9 protein-coding genes and 1 other RNA gene are annotated in these 9,349 nt (G+C 44.6%); 9 read left to right on the top strand and 1 reads right to left on the bottom strand.

Translation table 11 applies throughout. The features are described from left to right. The first annotated feature begins 3 nt into the window (after positions 1–3). The 3 genes from AACT21_RS02475 to AACT21_RS02465 all read left to right on the top strand — a co-directional run bounded on the left by AACT21_RS02475 (position 4) and on the right by AACT21_RS02465 (position 3,417). Complete coding sequence (locus AACT21_RS02475; protein WP_094163790.1) at positions 4–2,070, top strand: GGDEF domain-containing protein; 2,067 nt, start codon at positions 4–6, stop codon at positions 2,068–2,070. A 173-nt stretch (positions 2,071–2,243) separates the two neighbouring features. After that, an RNA gene (gene ffs, locus AACT21_RS02470) (signal recognition particle sRNA small type) lies at positions 2,244–2,340 on the top strand. 177 nt (positions 2,341–2,517) lie between these two features. Continuing rightward, complete coding sequence (locus AACT21_RS02465) at positions 2,518–3,417, top strand: LysR family transcriptional regulator (protein WP_094163788.1); 900 nt, start codon at positions 2,518–2,520, stop codon at positions 3,415–3,417. A 127-nt stretch (positions 3,418–3,544) separates the two neighbouring features. Here the strand turns inward: AACT21_RS02465 and AACT21_RS02460 are convergent, their stop codons facing one another. Continuing rightward, positions 3,545–4,030 (bottom strand): VOC family protein, encoded by a 486-nt coding sequence (locus AACT21_RS02460; protein ID WP_094163786.1) that lies wholly within the window; start codon positions 4,028–4,030, stop codon positions 3,545–3,547. A 377-nt stretch (positions 4,031–4,407) separates the two neighbouring features. Between AACT21_RS02460 and AACT21_RS02455 the strand changes: the two genes are divergently transcribed. The 6 genes from AACT21_RS02455 to AACT21_RS02430 form a co-directional block, all read left to right on the top strand. Next, the gene (locus AACT21_RS02455; protein WP_013856449.1) at positions 4,408–5,016 is read left to right on the top strand and encodes a thermostable hemolysin; all 609 of its coding nucleotides are present in this window, start codon (positions 4,408–4,410) and stop codon (positions 5,014–5,016) included. Positions 5,017–5,026: 10 nt separating this feature from the next. After that, complete coding sequence (locus tag AACT21_RS02450) at positions 5,027–6,526, top strand: AMP-binding protein (protein WP_094163785.1); 1,500 nt, start codon at positions 5,027–5,029, stop codon at positions 6,524–6,526. A 1-nt stretch (position 6,527) separates the two neighbouring features. Beyond that, entirely contained in the window at positions 6,528–7,262 is a 735-nt protein-coding gene (locus AACT21_RS02445; RefSeq protein WP_013856451.1) for a TenA family transcriptional regulator, read from the top strand. Continuing rightward, positions 7,252–8,049 (top strand): SDR family oxidoreductase, encoded by a 798-nt coding sequence (locus tag AACT21_RS02440; protein WP_094163783.1) that lies wholly within the window; start codon positions 7,252–7,254, stop codon positions 8,047–8,049. The genes AACT21_RS02445 and AACT21_RS02440 overlap by 11 nt, the downstream gene beginning before the upstream one ends. 27 nt (positions 8,050–8,076) lie before the next feature. Continuing rightward, complete coding sequence (locus tag AACT21_RS02435; protein WP_176428669.1) at positions 8,077–8,706, top strand: tetratricopeptide repeat protein; 630 nt, start codon at positions 8,077–8,079, stop codon at positions 8,704–8,706. A 3-nt stretch (positions 8,707–8,709) separates the two neighbouring features. Next, on the top strand, positions 8,710–9,349 hold a 640-nt coding region (locus AACT21_RS02430), incomplete at its 3' end, for a response regulator (RefSeq protein WP_094163781.1).

The raw sequence follows: 9,349 nt of genomic DNA, 5'->3' as shown, positions 1-9,349 counted from the left end.
TATATGATGCTCACCTCTCATTACAATAATATAAACGTCATGGTTCGTGCATTTCGGCTAATAGGTCTTTTATGGCTAGCAACGGCGGCACACAGCGTCATCAGTGCTCCCATAATCAACGCTAAAACATATCGAGTAGCGACAGAAGCGGACGATGTTGTCACGCGTATTTTGTTTGATGCCATTGCTTACCAATTTCGCCTTGAGATTGACTATGTTAATTACCCCAGCTTTGATGCGATCTTGACCGCTATCGAACAAGGGGAGAGCGATTTTGCAGCCAATGTGACTTACACCGAACAGCGTGCTCAACGCTTTGATTTCTCAAGTCCTACCAATATTGAATATACCTATGCATTTAGCCACAGCAACGTACAGTTAACCGATCTGGCGAGGGTCGGGGTTCCCAAAGGAACGATTTATGGTGAGCTGATTGCAGCTTATTTTCCTCATATTATACAGATTGAGTATGATGGTGCTCGGCGTGCCAAAGAACTTTTAAGCACGGCTGAAGTCGATGTGGTCGTAGACGCGATTAATCAATTAAAGCCGATGTTGATGGCAGGGCTCGATGCTCAATTGCTTAATGACCAACTGCCTATTCAGCCGGTTGCCATTATTACGCCAAAAGGGCACAACACTTTATTACTCAACAAAATTCAAGAATATGTACACTCAGCGTCGGTACAAAAACTGCTTAGAGAATCAGTACAAAAATACCAATTTGATATCCGCAAGCAGGCGTTGCGTCAATCCGTCATCGATAGTGGCTTAAACGTGCAGCGACCGTTAAAAGTAAAATTGGAGAACATCAGCCAATTTGCTCAGTATCAGCACGATGGTAAAGTGAAAGGAATAAACGCGGACATTGTTTTTAAAGCATGTGACATTCTGTTGCTCAAATGCGAACTGGCCAGCCAGCCAGACGAAACGTGGGAGAGTATGTATGCCGATTTGGTCAATAAACGCATTGATATCCTAGTACCAGTTACCGTCTCTCAACAACGAAAATCCGACGTTTATTTTAGTGACACGTATTACCAGCCTGAAGCCGTCTTGATCAAACGTGAAAATTACAAAGACAATGTTTACAGCAATGTGTCGGAATTAATTGTTGAGCGCATCGGCGTGATTAAAGAAGATTTCTTTGAAGAGCTGTTAGGAAAAATGCTGCCCAATAAAGTGCTACATGTTTATAAAACTCAAAATGAATTGGTCAAAGCCTTGCTCGGTAAGGAGGTCGATTACATCGTTCTAAACCGTGCTAACTTTAACCAAATATTGCGCGAAGCGGATAACTTATTGCCGTTGGAGGAAGATCTATTTATCGGCAGTTTTTACTCGTCTGAGATTGCAATGGGCTTTCCCAAAAATAGCATGGGCGCTTCGCTGGCTCCTTTATTTACTCGTGCTATTAAGATGATTGATACGCAGAAAATCATCAACACCTATGATTATCAACCGAATTGGCGAGCAACGTTAGCGGCCGAGAAAACTTTTTCACGCCACACTCAATGGCTGTTTACGTTGGTATTTGGCTTCTTGTTAGTGGTCGCTTTCTATCTACACTCACAATCTGTTACCGATAATTTAACCAAGCTGCGTAATCGCCGAGCTTTATATCGCCGTTATTCGAGAGGCTTAAACAGCGATCTAACCTTGATTTATTTAGATGTGAATAACTTTAAGCCGATAAACGATAACTATGGTCATGAAGTGGGGGATGAGGTATTGAAAGCACTTGCCAGCCGCATCGATTCTATTTGGCGTGGTCGTAGTTACCGAATCGGGGGTGATGAGTTTATCCTGATTGGGCAATATAGTGATGAGAAGCTTGAGCCTGTGTTAATGCAGTTAGAGTCCTTTACCTACAGCGATTCTGCTCGAAATTTAAACATAAAAGTCAATGTGGCAATTGGAGTGTCGAATTACAGAGATCATTTCATGAGCCTAGAAGAAGTATTGCACCAAACTGATATTGCCATGTACCAAAGTAAGCACCACCGTAGCGGTCAACGAGATAATACAAAACCTCTTCTCAAGATAATCAGAAGTTCAAACAAGAGCTAAAATAGTCCACCTATTTTATTGAGTAGAAGAGAAAATAGAAGATTTGTTCAAATGGTGTTCACTTAAAACAAAAAGCTTCCATCCATTGGGATTTCGGCTTGCAATCATTACTATGATGCTTGATAATCGCCGCACTCTTTGGCCAGCAAGCCAAGAAAACAAATCAATGGAGGCTCTGGTCCTCCCGCAACACTAACTTGTGAACTCGGTCAGGCCCGGAAGGGAGCAGCCGCAGCAGGCGACGTGTGTGCCGGGATGTGGCTGGGGCCTCCACCCTTTTTGTCGCTGACAAACTTTATCCGTACACTCCCGATTTCTTCGTTTCAAAAGCTAATGCAATAATGTTTTATCATATTGCAATCTGAAACATACATTTTGTCCAAAGACATGCTGATTCATTTATAATCAATTATTATTGAAAGTTGATTTATTAATAACTATTGGTTTATGACTATGCTCAATCCTATTTGGTTAAACACTTTTAAAACATTAGTCGATATTGGGCACTTTACTAAAACGGCTGAGTTACTCCATATGACGCAACCTGGGGTAAGCCAGCACATAAATAAACTAGAAGTTGCCTGCGGTTATCCTTTGATAAAGAGATTTAACAAGAAATTTGAGTTAACAATCTATGGGCGGAAAGTTTACGATTATGCTGTCAAACACTTTGAAGAAGAGTTTGAGTTATTACAGAATCTAGCACACGACGAACCTTTCCGTGGTCGCTGTACTATAGGCTGTTCGGGGACCTTCGCGTGGCTGATTTATTCACAATTACTTTCTTTGCAAGTGAGTTATCCAGGCTTATCCATTGAGTTAGAAGCAACACCAAACCATCGTATATTTGAGCAGATATTGCAGGGGAAACTGGATATAGGTCTAGTGACAAAAGAACCTAACCCTAAATATTTCGCGAGCCGTATTGTTGGTGCGGAGTGTCTTGCTCTTGTATTGCCACTGTCCGCAGACGAAAGCTTGCCTATAAATGACTTGTTAATAGAATTGGGAGTCGTTCGTCATCCAGATTTTGCTCACTACTTCCAAACATATGTCAATCAAGCGAATAATGATTTGCTTCGTCTAGTCGATTTGGAAGATGTTCCGACGCAAAGCTATATTAACCAAGTGCACCAAATATTAGTTCCTATAGCTAAAGGGATTGGTTTTACAGTAGTTCCTCGATGGTGCGTTAACTTGTTCGCGGATAAAGAGCAGCTAAAAATATTCAACATTACTGCAGATATACAAGAACCTGTTTACTTGGTTAGCAAACTTAACTCACCTCTTGCTAGGCGTTATGAGCAAGTCATTGATGTTATTGATCACTCTTTTAAGGTTGTTTGACTTGATTGAACCTCACATAAGCAGATGATATTAGCATTAAAGCTTCATAGCTGACCTTGCAATAGAAACCAAAAAGGGCTGGTTGTGCTACCTGCCCTTGAAATTTTATTAATGCATCACAGATCGACTATTCGTAATCAGAGGCATAAGTTTCTTCGTATGAGTGCGAGTAAAGCTCAAATAGGTTACCAAATGGGTCTTCTAGATAAATCATTTTAGCGAGCTTGTTATCATCTTCTGGGTGGTAACGCATGATATCCATACGCGCTTTACCGCCATATTGTTCAATGCGCTTAATCGCGCCTTCAAAGTCGTCGGTTTGTAGACAGAAGTGGAAGATACCAAGGCGAGAGAAGTCTACTTCGTGACGCTCTTCGCGCTCTTTCATTTCAAACAATTCAACACCAATACCATCAGTTGTTACTAGATGTGCAATATTGAAACCTTTGAAACCCTCACCAAAAACAGCAATACACATGCGGCCAATCGCTGACTCTCGCTCTTCAATAACTTGTGTATTATTCATGACGATTTTTAAACCCAAAGCTTGAGTGTAGAACTCAACAGCTTTATCCATATTGCCAACCATAATACCGACGTGATTCATTTTCATAATTCGCTCCTAATACCTTTGATTTTTTGGCTTCGTTTCGATAGATGGGAGTATATGGAGATTGATGGATTAAATAAAATTATCAGTAATTATAAAAATGATAAATTATAATTATAAGAGAAACGCAAGATGTCTCCGTGTTAGAACCAATACAAATGGCGATAGTAGAGAATGATAATTTTCCGTATCTAAGCCAATCCGTGACAGGCTAATTTAGAAAAATCGTTCACTTCAGATTTGGCCACACATTTGCGAGTGAGCTAAGTGGTATCGGATATTCAACGGCTCCTCATCCATTGAGTTGAAGAAAAAATCTCTTATTAAGGGATTCTTAAGTTACGTCCGTTATTTTTGTTTACAGAGTAAGCAAAAAGGAAATGCCGATGAAAACCATACGCTCAGCATCTGATCTGCAATTGGCCGTAATTGATCCTTCTCATCCTCGCTGGTTGGAAGCCATACACCTTGTGCGCGAGCGTTATCAGCAAGCGTTTGATGCACGCCTTATTACTTTTATGCCTGCTTATTTAGCTTTGCTTGATCATGACGAAATGAAATCCGTATGTGGTTTTCGCGTAGCGCAGCAAGAGCCTCTATTTCTCGAACAATACCTTGACCAACCTGCCGATGAAATTTTATCGCAGCGTTTTGATTGCCGAGTATCCCGAAGTGCTTTGATTGAATTTGGCCAACTGGCCTCTTTTGGTCGTGGTTTATCGGCGCTGCACTTTACTTTGATCGCTCAACAGCTGGTTGATTTAGGATATGAATGGTGCGTTTTTACAGCAACGGATCCACTGCATGCTTTGATGCGTCGATTTGGTTTACAACCGACATTGATCGCGAAAGCGTCAGCATCTTGCATTCCTAACGCCAACCAAATTTGGGGCAGTTATTACCAACACAGCCCTCGAATTTTAGCGGGAAATTTGGCGCAGGGGCTGGCGTTGCTCAACCGATTTCATTTAAACCAGAAACAAGCGTGAGGCCTTTGCTATGAACCGAATTTTATCGGCGCTTCATCAACATGCGCAGCAAAAGCCAGATAGCATTGCCTTCATTGGGCACAATGCCAAACAAGAAAAGATAGCGCTGAGCTATCAACAGCTCTTAGAAAAAGTGGAAGCCACAGCACGCACATTGTGCCAGTGGCAGGTTCAGCGTATTGCATTAAAAGCTGAAAATAGTTTGGATTGGGTGATCATCGACCTTGCGGCCATGCACGCAAAAATAGTGCTCGTTCCTGTACCTACTTTCTTTAGCAAGGCACAGGTTGAACACTTACTGTATGAATCGGGGGTTGATGTTTGCTTAGGTGATTGGCCAACGCTAGGTGAACCTTTCTCAACGCTCAGCCATCTACCTGCTTTTGTCTATTTGGCGAATCCATCAGCACAGGTGTTGCCTTTGACGCAAAAAATCACCTTTACGTCTGGGTCCACCGGAACGCCGAAAGGGGTGTGTTTGAGTGACGAAAACATGCAAGCGGTCACGCTGGCGATCGCAGAGAAAATGTCCGCGCAAGTTGAGCGTCACCTCGTGATGCTGCCTCTCTCAACCTTGTTAGAAAACATCACGGGTGTGTATGTTCCTTTGGTTCTGGGTGTGACATCAACAGTCGTCTGTGGCAGCGAAGTAGGTTTGACCGGTTCTAGCCAGTTCTGTGGTGCAACGTTCGCACTCGCACTACAACAGTTTCAGCCGTCAAGCTTGGTGCTAACGCCTGCGCTATTGCTGGCATTAATTGAAGTCGTCAAGCAGAGCCCAGCTCTTGCGCTGCCTTTACGCTGGGTTGCCGTGGGCGGGGCGCGAGTGGCTCCCCAATTAATTGACGCAGCTCGCCAACTCGGCATTCCCGCTTTTGAAGGGTATGGTTTGTCTGAAAGTGCTTCGGTCGTGAGTATGAATACACCCCAACAAAATAAGCCGGGGTCGTGCGGACAGGTGCTGTCTCATCTTCAGGTTTCGCTGGCACAAGATGGCGAATTGTTAGTTAAAGGCAACACGGCTTTGGGGTATTTAGGTGAGCCGTTTAGCCACGAGTGGTTGTCAACTGGCGATATGGCCACAATCGATGATGAGGGTTTTTTAACCATCATCGGGCGTAAAAAGAACCTCATCATCACCAGTTTTGGGCGTAACGTGGCCCCTGAGTGGATTGAATCTCAAGCATTGGCTTTGATTGCACACCATCGATTTGTGGTGGTGGGCGACGGGCAGGCAGGCCTCACGGCCGTCAGTGACAGTCCTTTACCTGATCTCGTTACGCGCGTGCAACAGCTCAATAGCGTGTTGCCCGATTACGCACACATCACGCAGCTTTGGTTGGTGAGCGATATTCACTGCTGGCAAAAGTGGCTGACCGCTAATGGTCGCCCAAAACGCTTAGCTATTGAAAACGCACTGCAAGAGGCTCGCTTGGCGTGCCACACCACTAATCCACAGACGGTTTTTATCTCTATTCCTTCCTTCTATTCAATGGCTGAGGAGCTTTAAAATGAGCAAATTTTTCCATATTTTAAAAACACAAACTGAGCCAGCACAGCAGCAGATGTTGCAAGCTCCGGTATTTGATGCCTGCGCAAGAGGAGAGATCAGCCTAGAGATGTATATTCGTTTTCTCACTCAAGCTTATCACCATGTTAAACATACGGTGCCACTGCTGATGGCATGTGGCAGCCGCTTAGGCGATGAATATGAGTGGGTACGAACGGCGATTGCCGAGTACATCGATGAAGAAAAAGGCCACCAAGAGTGGATCTTGAACGATATTAAAGCGTGCGGTGGTGATGTGGATGCAGTGCGTCATAATGAGGGCGCTGGGCGCGTCAGCGCTTCCATCGAACTCATGGTGGCGTATCTCTATCACCAGATTGATCGCGCTAACCCGTTGAGCTTATTTGGTATGGTGTGGGTACTTGAAGGAACCAGTGTGGGTGTCGGTGGGAATATCGCACGGTTAGTCAAACAGCGTTTGGAGCTTCCTGATGCGGCGATGACCTATCTCACTTCGCACAGTGAACTTGACCAAGGGCACATCCGTTTTTTTGAATCGTTAATGAACAACATTCAGTGTGTATCCGATCAAGAGGCCATCATCCGCTCTGCAAACATGGTGTTTGATCTGTATGGGCAGATGCTGCGAGAACTACCGCTTCCTTGCGAGTCAATGGTACATGCAGGTTCGCAAGATTTAGCTTCGCAAGGTGTAAGGTCGCAATATGGATCTTAATCATCAACATGTTTTACTCACCGGCGCTTCCGGTGGTATCGGGCAACGCATCGCATTGCTGCTTGCTAAGCAAGGAGCCAGTCTAGTTCTGGTGGCTCGTAATGGTCAAAAACTCGAGCAACTTCGGCAAACGCTACCCATGCCTGAGAAGCATCTGATTTTGAGTGCAGATTTAAGCACAGAGTCAGGAATAGAGCAGATCAACACCTTCATTCAGCGCTTTTTTATGGGCCAGAAACGAATCAGTGTGGTGATCAATAATGCGGGCATCAACCAGTTTCGCTTATTAGCCAGACGAACCGCAGTTTCAGTGCAACAGGAGCTGCATTTGAATTTACTTGCTCCGATGCAACTGACTCAATCGGCGATACATTGGTTGAATAAACCGGGGATTATTTTAAATATTGGCTCAAGTTTAGGGGCTATTGGTTACCCAGGTTATGCAACGTACTGCGCTACCAAAGCAGGGTTGCACCGTTTTAGTGAAGCGATGCAGCGTGAGCTTGAGGGGACGGGTATCAAGGTACTCTACCTAGCGCCGCGAGCGACCAATACCGAGCTGAATAATGACACGGTGAACCAGTTCAACCAAGCCGTAGGCAACCACTGTGATGAGCCAGAGGTTGTTGCCCAACATGTGCTTAGTATGCTCGAAAGCGAATCAACAACTCGCTGGATTGGCTGGCCTGAAAAAGTATTGGTGCGATTAAATCAACTATGGCCTGCAGTGATTTCGTCGGCAATTAAAAAGCAGCAAGCGACCATTCTTGCCTTTTTGAACCGTTAAAGCGTGATAATTCAAGGAGAACAACATATGAAAACTGTGTTTAAATGGGCCAGTGCATTGGTCATCTTTGCGGTAAGCACGACACTCGCTTTTGCGATCACCCCTTTAGCTCAGGTTCAATCTGATTGGGCCAAATGCCAATACAAAATGAAGTCGAGCGATGATCAAGAACGTTGTTTTGAACGTGTCATTATGCGTAACACCTTAGAGATGCAATCAAGCAACAGCCCAGAACTCAAAGTGTGGCTTGCCATCAATAAATCCTCATTAGCGGGCGTAAAAGGTGGGTTGGGTGCGCTATCTTTAGTGAAAGAGGCGAAATTATTGTACGAAGAGGTTATCGATCAAGCGCCTAATACTTTAGATGGCTCGGCTTTTACGAGTTTAGGCACCTTATATTACAAAGTGCCCGGCTGGCCAGTGGCTTTTGGCGACGACGTTAAAGCGGAAGAGTTGCTGCAAAGAGCGCTGCTGATTAACCCGACAGGAATTGATGCCAACTATTTTTACGGTGATTTTCTTGCCGAGCAAGGCAGAACCGATGAAGCAAGAAAGTACCTGTTGCAAGCACAACAAGCACCAGCAAGGCCACAAAGAGCGATTGCCGATGCTGGGCGTCAGCAAGAAATTGCCCTTTTGTTGGAGAATTTAAAATAACGTATGCGTTTATTATTAGTCGAAGATGACAAACAATTGGGCGAGTCAATGCAGGTGGCGTTGACTCGCCAAGGCTATACGGTGGATTGGCTAGAAAAAGGTGGCGGCGTGGCGTGTGCGCTCAAAACTGAACAGTTTTCGGCGGTGATCTTGGATTTAACCTTACCGGATATGGATGGTCTTGAGGTGTTGCGTGGCATTAGAAACGCTGGTTATTCGCTGCCTGTGATGATCCTAACGGCGCGTGATGATATTAGCGATCGCGTCAAAGGGTTAGATGGTGGAGCCGATGAATACATAGGTAAACCCTTTGCGCTAGAAGAGCTACTGGCACGTCTACGGCTTATCATTCGTCGCAGCTCGGGCAGCGCCGAGGCTCTGATTTCGATTGGTGATCTGAGCCTCTCTCTTTCCAAACAGGAGATTGAATATCGTCAGCAACCCCTTAAACTGACGCGCAATGAATATAAAATTCTCGCCAGTTTGATCACTCAAGCAGGGCGAGTGATGAGCAAAGAGCTATTGCAACAAGCGCTTCATGGTTGGGACGAAGGCAGCAGTGACAACGCTATCGAAGTTCACATTCATAACTTGCGTAAAAAAATGCCAGAAAATGTCATCAAAAATATCCGTGGTGTGGGGT

This window comes from Vibrio sp. V08_P9A1T1, from assembly GCF_963874405.1.
In the GTDB taxonomy this organism is placed as follows: Bacteria; Pseudomonadota; Gammaproteobacteria; order Enterobacterales; family Vibrionaceae; genus Vibrio; species Vibrio anguillarum.
This window is presented reverse-complemented; position numbering and strand designations above follow the sequence as displayed.

Excerpts from the sequence above, each read along its gene's own strand:
- AACT21_RS02475 (WP_094163790.1), top strand. The coding sequence starts at position 4 with ATGATGCTCACCTCTCATTACAATAATATAAACGTCATGGTTCGTGCA.
- AACT21_RS02465 (WP_094163788.1), top strand. The coding sequence starts at position 2,518 with ATGACTATGCTCAATCCTATTTGGTTAAACACTTTTAAAACATTAGTC.
- AACT21_RS02460 (WP_094163786.1), bottom strand. The coding sequence starts at position 4,030 with ATGAAAATGAATCACGTCGGTATTATGGTTGGCAATATGGATAAAGCT.
- AACT21_RS02455 (WP_013856449.1), top strand. The coding sequence starts at position 4,408 with ATGCCGATGAAAACCATACGCTCAGCATCTGATCTGCAATTGGCCGTA.
- AACT21_RS02450 (WP_094163785.1), top strand. The coding sequence starts at position 5,027 with ATGAACCGAATTTTATCGGCGCTTCATCAACATGCGCAGCAAAAGCCA.
- AACT21_RS02445 (WP_013856451.1), top strand. The coding sequence starts at position 6,528 with ATGAGCAAATTTTTCCATATTTTAAAAACACAAACTGAGCCAGCACAG.
- AACT21_RS02440 (WP_094163783.1), top strand. The coding sequence starts at position 7,252 with ATGGATCTTAATCATCAACATGTTTTACTCACCGGCGCTTCCGGTGGT.
- AACT21_RS02435 (WP_176428669.1), top strand. The coding sequence starts at position 8,077 with ATGAAAACTGTGTTTAAATGGGCCAGTGCATTGGTCATCTTTGCGGTA.